This is a genomic window from Ilumatobacter fluminis (genome assembly GCF_004364865.1).
In the GTDB taxonomy this organism is placed as follows: domain Bacteria; phylum Actinomycetota; class Acidimicrobiia; order Acidimicrobiales; family Ilumatobacteraceae; genus Ilumatobacter; species Ilumatobacter fluminis.
In genome coordinates this window covers 2178409-2192173 of sequence record NZ_SOAU01000001.1, presented here as the reverse complement: position 1 = coordinate 2192173, position 13765 = coordinate 2178409, and the positions used below count along the sequence as shown (strand labels likewise).

The window sequence follows — 13765 nt, the reverse complement described above, 5'->3', positions numbered from 1 at the left end:
GCTCGTGTCAGGCGCCGAGCCGATCGAGCAGCTCGGCGGCGGTGGTGCTCTCGTCGATCAACGTAGCAACATGATGGGCGGTCCCGCGTAGCGGCTCCATCATCGGGACGCGACGCAGCGGGTCGCGCCCGACGTCGAACACCATCGAATCCCAGTTGGCGGCGACGATGTCGTCGGGGAACTTCTGCAGGCATCGGCCACGGAAGTAGGCCCTGGTCGTGGTGGGCGGTTCGGTGATCGCGTCGATGATCTCGTCCGGGTCGGCGATCGTGCGGAGACCGACGCGGTACGCCAGGCCCCGATCGGTGCGGAGATCGTGGTATTGCAGGTCGATCGCCTTGAGTTTCGGCGAGTCGGCCGGTAGGTCGTGTCGGCTGCGGAACCCGTCGACCAGGCGCCGTTTGGCGACCCAGTCGACCTGGTCGGCGACCGACTCGGGGTCGGCCTCGAGCGCCGTCAGCATCGTCTCCCACCGTGCGAGCACGTCGTGGCCGACGTCGGCGCCGACGGGTTCGAGACCGTGGGTCTGGGCGTACTTCTGGGCCCGTTCGAGCAGGCCGAACTGGATCTCGAGCGCGGTGGCGCGGCGGCCGTCTCGCAGCATGATCGTCTGCCGGAGCGTCGGGTCGTGACTGACCTGGCGCACCGCAGGCACCGGATTGCCGAGCACGAGATCGTCGCCCATCACGTCGTCCTCGATCATCGCGAGGACGATCGCCGTGGTGCCGACCTTCAGGTAGGTGGCGACCTCGCTCATGTTGGCGTCGCCGGCGATGACGTGCAGGCGGCGGTACTGCTGCGGGTCGCAGTGCGGCTCGTCGCGGGTGTTCACGATCGGACGCTTCAGCGTCGTCTCGAGACCGATCTCCTCCTCGAAGAAGTCGGCCCGCTGGCTGAGTTGGTACGCGACGTCGCCGGGTTCACGACCGGGTTGCTCACAGCCGACCTTGCCCGCACCGCAGAACACCTGTCGGGTGACGAAGTGGGGCGTGATCTGGGTGGCGATCCGACCGAACGGCACCTCGCGAGCCATGAGGTAGTTCTCGTGGCAGCCGTAACTGTTGCCCTTGCCGTCGGAGTTGTTCTTGTAGACGATGACCTCGGCGCCGTCGTCGAGGATGTTGTCCGCGTGACGCATCGAGCGCCGGATGATCTCGTCGGCGGCACGGTCCCACGTGACCGCCTCGAGCGCGTTCGTGACCTCCGGGATCGAGATCTCGGGGTGGGCGTGATCGACGTAGTAGCGGGCACCGTTCGGCAAGACGGCGTTGACCAGGGTCGTCTCGATCTCGGGCGCGAAGACGGCGTCGAGGTTGAACCCGCGTGCGTCGTTCGCCGGGGTCTCGTCCTCGAAGTCCCAGCCGACCTTCTTCGACGTCGCGCTGACGTAGGCGTTGATCAGGAGCGACGAGGCGCTGACCGGATTGTTGTCGCCCCCACGCACGACGATGCCGTACTCGGTCTCGATACCGCAGACCTTGTGGATCGACATACGCGCACCCTACCCGTGATCGGTCCGGTCGGCGAGGGCGGCGGGCGGCACCGAACGCTCAGTCGGCCAGCAGGGCCTTGGCGATCGCCCGGGTCTGGATCTCGTCGGTGCCGGCGTAGATCTGGAGCACCTTGGCGTCGCGGGCCAGCTGTTCGACGTGGTACTCGGCCATGTAGCCGTTGCCGCCGTGCAACTGCACCGCTTCGAGGGCGCACGCGGTGGCCTGCTGGGCCGAGTAGAGCTTCATCGCGGACGCCTCGGCGAACGTCATCGTCTCGCCGGCGTTCGACATCTCGATCGTGCGCCAGACGAGGTTCTGGATGTTCATCCGGGCGACCTCCATCGTCGCCAGCTTCTGCTGGATCAGCTGGAACTCACCGATCGGCTGGCCGAACTGGACACGCTCCTTCGCGTAGGCGACCGACACCTCGAGACACTGCTCGATGATGCCGAGCGCCATGGCGGCCACGCCGGCACGCTCCTGCTGGAACGTGGCCTTCGCACCGGAACGGCCGCCGCCCGACTTCGGGTCCTCGTCCTCGCCGATCAGGCGGTCCTTGCCGACGCGCACGTCGTCGAGGAACAGTTCGCCGGTCGGCGACGAGTGCATGCCCATCTTGCGGAGCGGGGGCGTCTGGGTGAGGCCCTCCATGCCGGCGTCGAGCACGAAGCTGAGCACCTTGCGCTCCTTGGGGTCGTTGCCCTCGTCGAGCTTGCAGATGAAGACGATCGTGTCGGCGTAGGGACCGTTCGTGATGAACGTCTTGTTGCCGTTGAGGACGTACTCGTCGCCGTCGCGCCGAGCGGTCGCCAACATCGAACCGAACGCGTCCGAACCGGAGTTGGGTTCGGTGATCGCCCACGCACCGACCGTCCGCAGCGTCAGCAGGTCGGGCACCCACCGCTCGCGCTGGGCGATCGTGCCCTTGCCGTTGATCGCAGAGGCCGTGAGACCGGTCGAAACCCCGAGCGCCGTCACGAGACCCGGGCACTGGCGGCACAACTCGATCGTCGGGATCAGCGAGAAGCCGGCGTCTCCCCCACTGTGGCGGCTCGGACGGTCGGACGGGTCGACCTCGCCCGCCGCCACCTGCTTGTCGAACTCGAGGCGCTTCCAGAACGAGGCCTCCGCCTGTTCGGCGATCCCGAACTGGGTGTACAGCTTGCGGAGCACCTCGTACGGCGGCAGGTCGCCGTGCTCGAGATCGTCACGGATCGGGATGATCTCCTTCGCGATGAAGTCCTTCATCGCGGTGCGGATCATCTGGTGTTCCTCGGACCATGCGTACATGCCGCTCACCGTATGCGGCGCACGGTCGTGCTCGGAAACCGCGACGCATGCGCGACGGCGCTGCATCGGCGAGACTCGCGACATGACTTCTCGGACATTCGTGGTGGGCGTCGACGCGACCGATGAGGGCGGACGCGCCCTCGAGTGGGCCCGAGCGGCCGCCTACGCCAACGACTCGATCGTCGCCGTCCACGCCTGGAGCCTCCCGACGATGGTCGGCATCGACACCTTGGCGATGATCCCGGTCGACGACATGGAGCGCGTCGCCGCGCAGGGGCTCGCCGAGCTGATCGACCGGATCGACGACGACCGGATCGAACCGATGGCGGTGCAGGGCCACGCTGGCCGGGCGATCGTCGACGTCGCCGCCGAACGCAACGCCGACGTGGTCGCGGTCGGTCACCAGGGTTCGGGCCAGGCGACGATGGTGCTCGGGTCGACCGCCAACCACGTCATCCACCACGCCGAGTGCCCGGTGGTCGTGTGCCGGGGCGACCATGCGCCGGAGCCTTTGCACGTGGTGGTCGGCGTCGACGATCACGACCTGGAAGACGGCGAGAACGAGTCGGTCCGTGCGCTCCGGTTCGCGGCGATGATGTTCCCCGAGGCCCGCATCGACGCCGTGCACGCCTGGTTCGTGCCGATGGTCGCCGCCGGGCGGTTCTCGAACGCCGGCGGTGACTTCGACGACCTCGACGCCGACGCGATCGCGGTCGTCGAGCGGGTGATCGCTGCCGCCGACGTCGATCCGGCCGTCACCGTGACCGCCCGCCCGGTGAACGGCACGCCGGAGTTCGCCCTGATCGAGGAGTCACGCGAGGCCGACCTCATCGTGGTCGGGTCGCGCGGCCGAGGCGGGTTCCGGGGCCTCCTGCTCGGATCGACGAGCCTCGATCTGGCGAGCCACAGCCACAGCCCGGTCGCGATCGTCCGCTGAGTGGCGGCCGCCACTCGTCGCTCGCGCCCGACGCCGATACCGTCGCACGGGTGATCCCCCTCTCGGTCCTCGACCTGTCGGTCGTGCGTGACGGCGGCACGTCGTCGCTCGCACTCGACCACACCACCCGGTTGGCTCAACACGCCGATCGGCTCGGCTTCCTGCGGTTCTGGGTCGCTGAACACCACAACATGGGAACGGTCGCGTCGACGACGCCGGGCGTGCTCGCAGCGCACCTCGCCGCCACGACCGAACGGATCAAGGTCGGCTCGGGCGGCGTCATGCTCCCCAACCACGCACCGCTCGCGATCGCCGAGCAGTTCGCACTGCTCGAGTCGCTGTACCCCGGCCGGATCGACCTCGGTATCGGTCGGGCTCCGGGCACCGATCCGCGGACCGCGTCGGCGTTCGGCCGTCATCCGCACGAGAGCGTCGAGAAATTCCCGCGCGACCTGATCGACGTGATGGGGATGCTCGGCGACCAGCGGGGCGACGAAGGGATGTGGACCTCGTTCCGTGCGACGCCGGTGCTCACCAGCTCCCCCACCGTGGCACTGCTCGGGTCGTCGGGCTACAGCGCTCAGCTGGCCGGCATGCTCGGCCTGCCGTTCGCCTACGCCCACCACTTCGACACCGGTCAGACGAACCTCGCATCGCAGCTCTACCTCGACAAGTTCGAGCCGTCACCGGTGCTCGATGAGCCGTACCTCATCCTCGGCGTCGGTGCGCTGGCGGCCGAGACCGACGACGAGGCGGCGCGCATCGGGCTCCCGAGCCAGATCCTCCGATTGGGGATCCGCACGAACAAGCGGAATCCGCTCGTGTCCCCCGACGCTGCCGTCGACCACCCCGACGCCCAGCAGGCGCGGACCATGCCATCACAGCAGCTGATCGGCAGCACCGAACGGGTGGTCGAGGGGTTGCGAGATCTCGTCCACCGGACCAAAGCAGACGAACTGATGCTCACGGCGGCCACCTACGACCTCGAGGACAGGCTCCGCAGCCTCGATCTCATCCACGCCGCCTGGCGGTGACCGGAAGGGGTCAGGCACCATCTGGCATTCGACCTGACGACCACCGCGACGTGGCACGCCAGATGGTGCCTGACCCCTTCCGACCCCTTCCGCTATGCCATGGCGATGCGGTCGAACCAGCGGTCGAGATCGCGAACGCTGACCAGCGGGTTCATGACGAGATCGCGTTGGCCCTTGTCGCCCGAGATGCGCAGGCGCGCCGGATACGTGTGGTGCAGTTCGACCACCCGCCGGTCGTCGACCGGGATGATGCGACCGCGCGACGTCAGGCGAGGCACCCACCACCGCTGACCGTCGACGTCCCACGTCCGGATGAACAGGACGACATCGAGCAACACCACCATGCCGCCGAGGAAGCCGAACACGGCGACGATCCGGAAGTACCACGGCACCGAGTCGGTCGCCGCAAGGATCCCGACGGCGAGCGTGACGGCGAGCGCCGCGACCCAACGCACCCAGGTGCGCCACGAGAGGCGCAGAGCGATCGGGGCCACGAACCGCTACAGGTACTGACCGGTCTGGGTGCGTTCGATCGTGCGACCACCGAGCGGGTCGTGATCGTCGCCCTGGTTGACGAGGGTGCGGATGAACACGATCCGTTCGCCCTTCTTGCCGGAGATCTTCGCCCAGTCGTCCGGGTTCGTCGTGTTCGGCAGGTCCTCGTGCTCCTTGTACTCTTGCTTGATCGACGCGATCAGGTCGTCGGCGCACACGCCGCGCGTGCCACCGCTGATCACCCGCTTGATCGCCAACTTCTTGGCGCGACGGACGATGTTCTCGATCATGGCGCCACTCGCGAAGTCCTTGTAGTACAGGATCTCCTTGTCGCCGTTCTGGTAGGTCACCTCGAGGAACCGGTTGGCGTCGTCGTCGCGGTACATCTCCTCGACCGTGCGGTCGATCATCACGGGGACGTCCTCGCCCTCCATGATCGGGATCTCGTCGGTCAGATAGCGAGCGAAGATCGCCGTTGCCGCAGCGGCGCTCGGACGCTCGATCTTGATCTTCACGTCGAGACGGCCGGGACGCAGGATCGCCGGATCGATCAGGTCTTCGCGGTTGGTCGCACCGATCACGATGACGTTGCGGAGCCCCTCGACACCGTCGATCTCGGCGAGCAGCTGGGGGACGATCGTCGATTCCATGTCGGAGCTGATGCCCGAGCCACGGGTGCGGAACATCGAGTCCATCTCGTCGAAGAACACGATGACGGGCCACCCCTCCTCGCTCTTCTCACGAGCTCGCTGGAACACGAGGCGGATCTGGCGCTCGGTCTCTCCGACGTACTTGTTGAGCAGTTCGGGGCCCTTGATGTTGATGAAGTAGGAGCGGCCCTTGCCCTCCCCCATCTTGTCGGCGACCTTCTTGGCCAGGCTGTTGGCCACCGCCTTGGCGATCAGGGTCTTGCCGCAGCCGGGCGGCCCGTAGAGCAGGATGCCCTTCGGTGCCGGCAGGCGATGCTCGGCGAAGAGGTCCTGGTGCAGGAAGGGCAGTTCGACGGCGTCGGCGATCTCCTCGATCTGGTCGTCGAGGCCGCCGATGTCGGCGTAGCTGATGTCGGGGACCTCTTCGAGCAGCAGGTCTTCGACCTCGGGCCGTGGCAGCTTCTCGAGCAGCATGTTCGACCGGGGGTCGAGCCGGAGCATGTCGCCCGCACGGAGCCGCACACCGCGGATCTGGCTCGCCAGTTCGACGACGAGTTCTTCGTCGGCGCGGCCGACGACGATCGCCCGGACGCCGTCGTCCATCACTTCCTTCAGCGACACCACGTCGCCGGTCGTGTCGGGGTGACGGGCGTCGATCACGTTGAAGCTCTCGTTCAACGCGACCTCGGCGCCGATCTCGAGCAGGTCGAGGTCGATCTCGGGATGCACCTGGACCCGCATCTTGCGGCCGCTGGTGAGAATGTCGATCGTGTCGTCGTCGTTGAGGCCGACCACGACGCCGTACGCATTCGGCGGTTGGGTGAGCTTGTCGACCTCGTCGCGCAGTGACGCGATGTGCTCGCGCGCCTCGCGGAGGGTGTAGCTCAGTTTCTCGTTCTGGGCCGTCGCCTGCGACAACTGGCCCTTCGTCTCGAGCAGCCGCTCCTCGAGCGAGCGGATGCGGTTCGGCGTGTCGGCCAGCCGAGAACGCAGATGGGCGTTCTCTTCCGCGGCCATGGTGAGCTGCGCCTCGAGTGCGGCACGCTCGTTCGCCTGGTGGTCGTCGCTGTTCACGCTGTCGTCCACGTCCGTTTCCTTTCCGGTCGTGTGCTCTTGGTCTGAACCTACACGCGCGTCTGCGATCTCGCGTGGCACCGAAACGCCATCCGTGGCTGGCTCGTCCGGTCCTGGTGCTCATCGGTAGGTTGCCGGGCCATGACCGCCACATCGTCCGCCCTCCCCGCCGCGTTCGACAACACCGTGACCCGCCAGCTCGGCGTCGAGATCCCGATCGTGCAGGCCCCGATGGGCTGGATCGCCCGCAGTCAGCTCGCTTCCGCCGTGTCGCAGGCCGGGGCGATGGGGATCATCGAGACGTCGTCGGGCGAACTCGACGCCGTCAAGGACGAGATCCGGACCATGAAGGATCTCACCGACCGACCCTTCGGTGTGAACATCGCGCAGGCATTCGTCCGCGACCCGTCGATCGCCGAGTTCGTGATCGAGCAGGGTGTGGAGTTCGTCACCACGTCGGCCGGTTCGCCCACCAAGTACACCTCGACGCTCAAGGAAGCGGGCCTCATCGTGTACCACGTCGTGCCGACCCTGCAGGCAGCGCTGAAGGCGGTCGACGCCGGCGTCGACGGGCTGATCGTCGAAGGCGGTGAAGGCGGCGGCTTCAAGTCGCCGACCCCGGTCTCGACGATGGTGCTGCTGCCGCTCGTGTGCTCGCGCGTCGACGTGCCGGTGATCGCCGCCGGCGGCATCACCGACGGCGCCACGATGGCGGCCGCGTTCGCCCTCGGGGCCCAAGGCGTCCAGATGGGCACCCGGATGGTGTCGGCCGCCGAGTCACCGGTGCACGACAACTGGAAGCAGGCGATCGTCGACGCCGCCGAGACCGACACCGTGCTCCTGAACCAGCGCCACTCCCCCGCCCTGCGTGCGCTCAAGACCGGGCGGACGACCGCACTCGTCGACGCCGAGCACAACGTGTTCGCCGACTTCGGTGACGCGAAGTCGCTCTACTACGGCGGCGACATGGAAGCGGCGATCGCCCTGTCGGGACAGGTCGCGGGTCGGATCGACTCGGTGCGTCCCGTGGCCGACATCATCGGCGACACCGTGCGAGAGTTCGGCGAGGTCGTCGACCGGCTCGCCGGCGTCGGATCCCGCTGACCGCCCGGACATGGGACGAAGGTCACGACCTGGTCGGATCTGGGCGTCATGTTCGTTTCCGAGGGGTCGGCCGTGTAAACTCGGCACTGTCTATTTCCCGCTCGAAGGAGTCTGAATTCACATGAAGGTCTGGATCGATCAGGATCTCTGCACCGGCGACGGGCTGTGCGAAGAGATCGCCCCCGACGTGTTCACCCTGCTCGACGACGGCCTTGCCTATGTGGTCGAAGGCGACAAGATCTTCGCCGAGGCGAAGGGCAACCCCCAGGGTGCCGAGGGACTCGCCGAGTTCCCCGACAGCCAGATCGACGCCGTCGTCGAATCCGCCGAAGAGTGCCCGGGAGAATGCATCTTCATCGAGCCGTAAGGTTTGATTTCACGGGTTTGCGTGTGCCGCATCGCTCGTGATCTCCGGGGACTGTGACACGGCGTTCGCCGTTGCAGGGTCCGACGCCTGAAAGAACTGAGTTGACCGCCTGGCCCTCCGGGTCGGGCGGTTTGCTCGTTTTCAGGTCACTCGCAGCGGGAACGGGGTGGCGGTCAGCGCCGGGGGCGTTCTCCGCCGAGGCGTTCTACTTTGGGGTCGGTGCGCATGGCTCGGTTCTCCATGCCGAGGAAGCGGGCCACCGACAGGAACGCCGTGTGGGCGACCATGCGGTGGTCGGGACGGACGGCCTGACCGTCGATCTTCCAGCCGCGGTGGAGCACCTCGATCGTGCGGGCGTCGATCCACTTGCCACGGAAGCACTCACGAACCTGCTGGGCCTGGACGATCGACGGGGTGTACGCCACGACGACGGCTCCCGGGTGCAGGCGCTGCTCGAGGTGCGGGATGACCTGCCACGGCTCGGGCAGGTCGAGGACCGCACGGTCGAACGTGCCGTGCTCCTCACCGATGCCCTCATAGCTGTCGGCGATGTGCACGTCGTACCGGTCGAGGACGCCCTCGCCCATGAACTCGCGGACGTTGGCGATCGCCCGCTTCGCGAAGTCTTCCCGGACCTCGAACCCCACGATGTCGGCGCCGTATCGGAGCATCGTCATCGACATGGCGCCCGAACCGACACCCGTCTCGAACACCCGCATGCCGGGTCCGATGTCGGCCAGCATGCAGATGGTCGCCAGATCTTTCGGGTAGATGACCTGCGCCCCACGCGGCATCTCGAGCACATAGTCCTCGAGGGTCGGCCGCAGCACCGTGTACTCGGCGCCCTTCGTCGACTTGACCACCGCGCCGTCGCCCTGCCCGATGATGTCGTCGTGGGGCACGAAGCCGGCGTGGGTGTGGAACTCGCCGCCCGCGAGCAGCGTCACCAGATAGCGACGCTTCTTCGCGTCGAGCAACATCACGCGGTCGCCCGCGGCCAGGGCCTGCATCAGTCGTTTCCTCCTGCGGCCGCCTGTGCGGCCAGGTAGGCCTTGCGGGCCTTCTTGTTCAGAACCATTTCGACGGGCACCGGCTCGACACCGGCGGTGCGCTCCTGCAGCCGGCAGAAGGCGCACACCGGTGCGTCGCCCGAATCGGGTGCGGTCGTGGGTGCGCCGCACGAGGTGCACGCCAGCAACCGGGCGCGCTCCGAGGATCGGCGCTCGGCCAACAACGGCGCCATCTTGTCGACGAACTCGAGGTAGAACGCGGCCTTCGAGCCGGGCGACTCGCGCTCGATCGAGTTGAGCGCCTCCTTGTACGACAAGTGCTTGTTGCCCACCGCCATCGGGCATTCCTCGACCTGGTAGTCGATGCCACGGACGATGCACCACGCCGCCATCTCCCGTTCGGTCAGACGCACGAGCGGCTTCACCTTCTTCGGGAAGCCGTCGCGGGCGGGCAGCACCGGCAGCTGACGTGAGAGATAGTCGATGTCCCACCGCAGGGTGTTGCCGAACAGGACCGCTGCCTCGTCGTCGAGGTTGTGGCCGGTCACGACGACGTCGTAGCCGCCGTCGAGCGCCGCCTTGTCGAAGATGTGCCGCTTCGACATGCCACACGCCGAACACGGCACCCGCTTGGTGACCTTGGCGGCGGTGGGTACGTCGTAGCCGAACTCGTCGCGCAGGTCGACCGTCGTCAGCGTCAGGCCGCGTTCGTCGGCGAAGTCGCGGGTGAACTCGTACGACACGTCGCTGTACTCGCCGATGCCGAGACCGATGTACAGGCCGTCGGCTGCGTAGCCGAGTTCGTGCAGGATGTCCCAGACCGCCAGGGAGTCCTTGCCCCCGCTGACGGCGACGAGGATGCGGTCGTCGGGCGACAGCATGTCGTAGTCCTTGATCGCCTTCTCGACCTGGCGACGACAGAGCTGCAACAGGTGCTCGGCGCAGAAGTTCGCGTTGTGACGCGGGAGGTCGATGATCGCCGGTTCGCGGCAGACGCGACACTTCGAGCCGCTCATCGGGGGCCTCCGCCGGGTCGCGGGCTAGCCGCCCGAGACGACGGGGCGGATTTCGATCGTGTCGTCGGGGTCGAGTCGTCCATCACCAGGCACCAGTGTGCCGTTGCGGATGACCAGGAACGACTCGCGATTCATGTCGAGTGAGTCGAGCAACTGGTTGACGGTGCTCACCCCGTCGACCGTGATCTCGCGCTTGGGTTGCCGGAGGCGGACCAGCATCGGAGTCAGGCAGAACGCTTGCGACGCTTCTTGGCCGGCGGGATGCTGGTGATCAGCACCGACTGGCCGGCCTTGAGCGTCTCGGTGGAGAGCTTCTCGGTCTCCTTGACCGTGAGCTTCTTCATCATGTCGTTCAGGAAGAACACGCCGGCGACGGCCTGCCAGCCGCGGCTGCCGCCGTAGACGCCTTGGCGCATCGAGGTGGTGCGCAGGAACTGGGTCCGGCCGATCAGGAACAGCGCGAGGAACCGGAACAGCGCGCTCTCGGACCGGACGCCCTGGTACATCGCCCAGCGGCGGATGATCCACGACGGGCGAAGGGCACGAGGGAGCAGCGCCACGGGCTCAGAGCCTCCGGATCTCGACCAGGGTGGTCTTCTTCTTGCCGCTGCGCTTGCCGAGCAGGAAGAACAGGATCAGCAGCACGACGAGTGCGCCGCCACCGATGGTGAGCAGGGTGTTCTTCTGCTCGTCGACCTTGCCCTGCAGGGAGTTCTGCAGACCCTGCATCTTGTCGCGGAGTTCGTCGGCCGAGATCGTCTCGCCGGTGGAGGTCTGGCTCATCGCTTGTCCTTCGGGTCGAGGTAGGTCTTGTTGATGCGGCTCACGACGATCGCGGTGATCGCAGCGCCGACGAGGATGACGATCAGGTACGGCACCCACGACCACCACTCGCTCGTACCCATGTCGGTCTCGACCTGGAGCACGCGCAGCAGGCCGAGCAGCAAGATGATGATGCCGATACCGAGCGAGACGGCAGCAGCAGCGCCCATCGCGATCCAGGTGCCGGCGCCCTTGAGCGGGCCGAGCGTCTCCTGCTTCGCGTAGCGCTTGACGTAGTCGACGACCTCGCCGACCGAAGCACCTTCGACCTTGGCCGTGGGCGGCGGGGTTGCTGGACGTGTGGTGTCGTCAGCCATGGCTCCCGTTTCTATCAGGTTCGCGGCGCTCCGCCCCCGATCATCCGGAGGATCCCCCGGACGAACGACGGAACTCGATCACGGCGTCGGCGTCGTCGAGGGCGTCGCGCAGCACATCGCACCGTTCGGCGAGCGACGGCGCCGCCAGGACGCGGTGTCGGTCGACCGCGCCGAGCGGCGACAGCGAGGCGAGGTGATAGATCGCCAGCCGGGGGTCGTCGCTGATCTCGGCATCGGGCGGTGGCGCCCCTTCGCCCATGTCGAGGACCGATTGGTTGAGGCGGCGGACCCGGTCGTGGAGTTCGTCGATGCGCTCGGCGATGTCGACGGGCGGATCGCCGTCGTCGGGCCAGATGTCGACGTCGGCCAGCGGGTACGGGTCGTCGGGCAGCCAGCCGACGACCCGGATCCGTTCGGCGCCGACGATCGCCACGGCGAATCGATCGCCGGGCATGACCCGCATGTCGGCGATGCGGCACATCGTGCCGACGTCGGCTCGGATGTCGCCCCCGCCGACCTCGTGACCGCGTTCGATCATCACGACACCGAACTCCATCGGGTTCGTGTCGTCGGCCAGGAGATCCTGGACGAGTTGCACGTAGCGGGGCTCGAACACTTGGAGCGGCACCACCCCACCGGGCAGCACCGTCATCCCGAGCGGGAACATGGGCACGACGGCCATGAACCCAGGGTAGGCCGAACGACCTGCGCCGGTTCAGCGCGGTGCGAAGCGGTCGGGGTCGGGTTCGACGACGATCGGGTACTGGGCGATCAGGTCGATCACCGACGACCAGTACGGCGTGTAGGAGGCCGGGTCGTTCGCTCCGTCGCCGTTGAGCACCAGCGCGAACTCGACCGGGTCGCCGTCGTCGCCGTCCATCACACCGGTCAGCGCCTTGACGCCGGTCAGGGTGCCGGTCTTGGCCCGCAGCTCACCTTCGGCCGGGGTCCCGATCAGCTGATCGTCGAGCGTGCCGTCGCGGCCGGCGACGGGCAGCAGGTCGGCGAGGTCGTCGGCGACGGGCGAGACGGCGAGCACGGCCGACAGCGAGTCGCAGGTGAGCCGGTTGTCGCGGCTCAGCCCGGACCCGTCGACGACCATCGCACCGGGGAGCGGGACGCCCCACTCGGTCAGGCGCTCGCCGATCACGGCGGCGCCGGCGGCGCGAGTTCCCTCACCCCGTGCCGCGTAGCCGATCTCCTTCAGCAACAGTTCGGCGGTGTTGTTGTCGCTCGTGTGGAGCAGCTCGACGAGGATCTCGGTGAGCGGTTCGGACTCGATCAGGGCCAGCGTGGAGAGAGCGGCGTCGTCGGGGGTCGGGGCCTGGCGAGCGCTACCGACGACGTCGACGTCACGCGCCTCGAGCAGGCGTTCGACCTCGTTGGCCGCCGCCTGAGCGGGGACGATCGCGAAGTTGCCGTTGCCGATCATCCCGTCGTTGACGAGCAGGGCGTCGTACGGACCGGCGTCGGAGAACGTGATGCCGTCGCCCCACGCGTCGACGCGGAACTCGTCGTCGTAGCGGGAGGCGTCACCGACGATGTCGCCGTCGATCCGGGTGATCCCGGCCGCCACGAGCTGGTCGACGACGGCATCGAGGGTCGTCGTGTTCACCGCCGGGTGCGGCTTGGGATCGACGAAGTCGGCGGTGACCAGCACCGGATCGCCGCTCCCGATCACGTACACGTCACCCGCCACGACGCCGCCCACCGGTGGGGCCGAGCTGAGTTCGGTCCGGAAGGTGTGGTCGGGGCCGAGCTCGTCGAGTGCCACGGCTGCGACGAGCAGCTTCATGTTGCTGGCGGGGATCAGCGGGTCCTGCCCGCGATCGTCGATGACGATCTCGTCGCCCCGCCGGATGGTGAGGCACATCCCGTCGCCGATCGTGGCGGTGAGCTCGTCGGCCGCTGCTTCGAACGCGGCGAGCGACTCGGCCTCGGCGACGTCGACGGCGATGGGAGTCGGATGGCGTCGGAACGAGAGGATGTCGGTCGACAACTCGTCGACCGGAGGCGGCGGCACCGTCGTGGTCGTCGTGGTGGTGGCGGGCGGTTCGTTGGCCTCGGCCAGACCCCACACGCCTCCGAGCAGCACGACGGGGATGAGCGCGAGGACGACGAGCGAGGTCAGGGGGATGGTGTTGCGATCACGCATG

16 protein-coding genes are annotated in these 13765 nt (G+C 67.6%); 4 read left to right on the top strand and 12 right to left on the bottom strand.

What is annotated here, in order from left to right:
* Positions 1-7: 7 nt before the first annotated feature.
* Both dop and BDK89_RS09965 read right to left on the bottom strand, forming a co-directional pair.
* Complete coding sequence (gene dop / locus BDK89_RS09970; RefSeq protein ID WP_133868809.1) at positions 8-1492, bottom strand: depupylase/deamidase Dop; 1485 nt, start codon at positions 1490-1492, stop codon at positions 8-10.
* Positions 1493-1550: 58 nt separating this feature from the next.
* Entirely contained in the window at positions 1551-2783 is a 1233-nt protein-coding gene (locus BDK89_RS09965) for an acyl-CoA dehydrogenase family protein (protein WP_133868808.1), read from the bottom strand.
* A gap of 82 nt (positions 2784-2865) precedes the next feature.
* On the opposite strand from BDK89_RS09965, the gene BDK89_RS09960 reads away from it, so the two are divergent.
* Positions 2866-3720 carry a universal stress protein gene (locus BDK89_RS09960; RefSeq protein ID WP_166657498.1) on the top strand — a complete coding sequence of 285 codons (855 nt, stop codon included), beginning with the start codon at positions 2866-2868 and terminating at the stop codon, positions 3718-3720.
* A 50-nt stretch (positions 3721-3770) separates the two neighbouring features.
* On the top strand, positions 3771-4754 hold the full coding sequence (locus BDK89_RS09955) for an LLM class flavin-dependent oxidoreductase (protein ID WP_133868806.1): 984 nt from the start codon (positions 3771-3773) through the stop codon (positions 4752-4754).
* Positions 4755-4846: 92 nt separating this feature from the next.
* Here BDK89_RS09955 and BDK89_RS09950 read toward each other — a convergent pair whose 3' ends face one another.
* Both BDK89_RS09950 and arc read right to left on the bottom strand, forming a co-directional pair.
* Positions 4847-5248 (bottom strand): hypothetical protein, encoded by a 402-nt coding sequence (locus BDK89_RS09950; protein ID WP_133868805.1) that lies wholly within the window; start codon positions 5246-5248, stop codon positions 4847-4849.
* Positions 5249-5254: 6 nt separating this feature from the next.
* Positions 5255-7042 (bottom strand): proteasome ATPase, encoded by a 1788-nt coding sequence (arc, locus tag BDK89_RS09945; protein ID WP_424955300.1) that lies wholly within the window; start codon positions 7040-7042, stop codon positions 5255-5257.
* A gap of 72 nt (positions 7043-7114) precedes the next feature.
* On the opposite strand from arc, the gene BDK89_RS09940 reads away from it, so the two are divergent.
* Together BDK89_RS09940 and BDK89_RS09935 are read left to right on the top strand one after the other, a co-directional pair.
* A complete protein-coding gene (locus BDK89_RS09940; protein ID WP_133868804.1) occupies positions 7115-8077 on the top strand; it encodes an NAD(P)H-dependent flavin oxidoreductase in 963 nt (320 codons plus the stop codon).
* Between the two features lie 121 nt (positions 8078-8198).
* On the top strand, positions 8199-8444 hold the full coding sequence (locus tag BDK89_RS09935) for a ferredoxin (RefSeq protein WP_133868803.1): 246 nt from the start codon (positions 8199-8201) through the stop codon (positions 8442-8444).
* Positions 8445-8617: 173 nt separating this feature from the next.
* Here the strand turns inward: BDK89_RS09935 and BDK89_RS09930 are convergent, their stop codons facing one another.
* From BDK89_RS09930 to dacB, 8 genes are read right to left on the bottom strand one after another with little or no spacing between them, the layout of a single operon-like run.
* Positions 8618-9454, bottom strand: a complete 837-nt coding sequence (locus BDK89_RS09930; protein ID WP_133868802.1) for a tRNA (adenine-N1)-methyltransferase — start codon at positions 9452-9454, stop codon at positions 8618-8620.
* The gene (locus BDK89_RS09925) at positions 9454-10470 is read right to left on the bottom strand and encodes a PP-loop family protein (RefSeq protein ID WP_133868801.1); all 1017 of its coding nucleotides are present in this window, start codon (positions 10468-10470) and stop codon (positions 9454-9456) included. Before BDK89_RS09925 ends, BDK89_RS09930 begins: the two co-directional genes overlap by 1 nt.
* A gap of 24 nt (positions 10471-10494) precedes the next feature.
* Positions 10495-10689, bottom strand: coding sequence for a MoaD/ThiS family protein (locus BDK89_RS09920; RefSeq protein WP_133868800.1), 195 nt, complete (start codon positions 10687-10689; stop codon positions 10495-10497).
* A 5-nt stretch (positions 10690-10694) separates the two neighbouring features.
* On the bottom strand, positions 10695-11030 hold the full coding sequence (locus BDK89_RS09915) for a hypothetical protein (RefSeq protein ID WP_133868799.1): 336 nt from the start codon (positions 11028-11030) through the stop codon (positions 10695-10697).
* 4 nt (positions 11031-11034) lie between these two features.
* Positions 11035-11253: an LPXTG cell wall anchor domain-containing protein gene (locus BDK89_RS09910; protein WP_133868798.1), complete on the bottom strand. Its 219-nt coding sequence runs from the start codon at positions 11251-11253 to the stop codon at positions 11035-11037.
* On the bottom strand, positions 11250-11609 hold the full coding sequence (locus BDK89_RS09905) for a phage holin family protein (protein ID WP_133868797.1): 360 nt from the start codon (positions 11607-11609) through the stop codon (positions 11250-11252). The genes BDK89_RS09910 and BDK89_RS09905 overlap by 4 nt, the downstream gene beginning before the upstream one ends.
* A 40-nt stretch (positions 11610-11649) precedes the next feature.
* Positions 11650-12291, bottom strand: coding sequence for an LON peptidase substrate-binding domain-containing protein (locus BDK89_RS09900; protein WP_166657497.1), 642 nt, complete (start codon positions 12289-12291; stop codon positions 11650-11652).
* A gap of 33 nt (positions 12292-12324) precedes the next feature.
* Positions 12325-13764, bottom strand: coding sequence for a D-alanyl-D-alanine carboxypeptidase/D-alanyl-D-alanine endopeptidase (gene dacB, locus BDK89_RS09895; RefSeq protein WP_133868796.1), 1440 nt, complete (start codon positions 13762-13764; stop codon positions 12325-12327).
* Position 13765 lies beyond the last annotated feature (1 nt).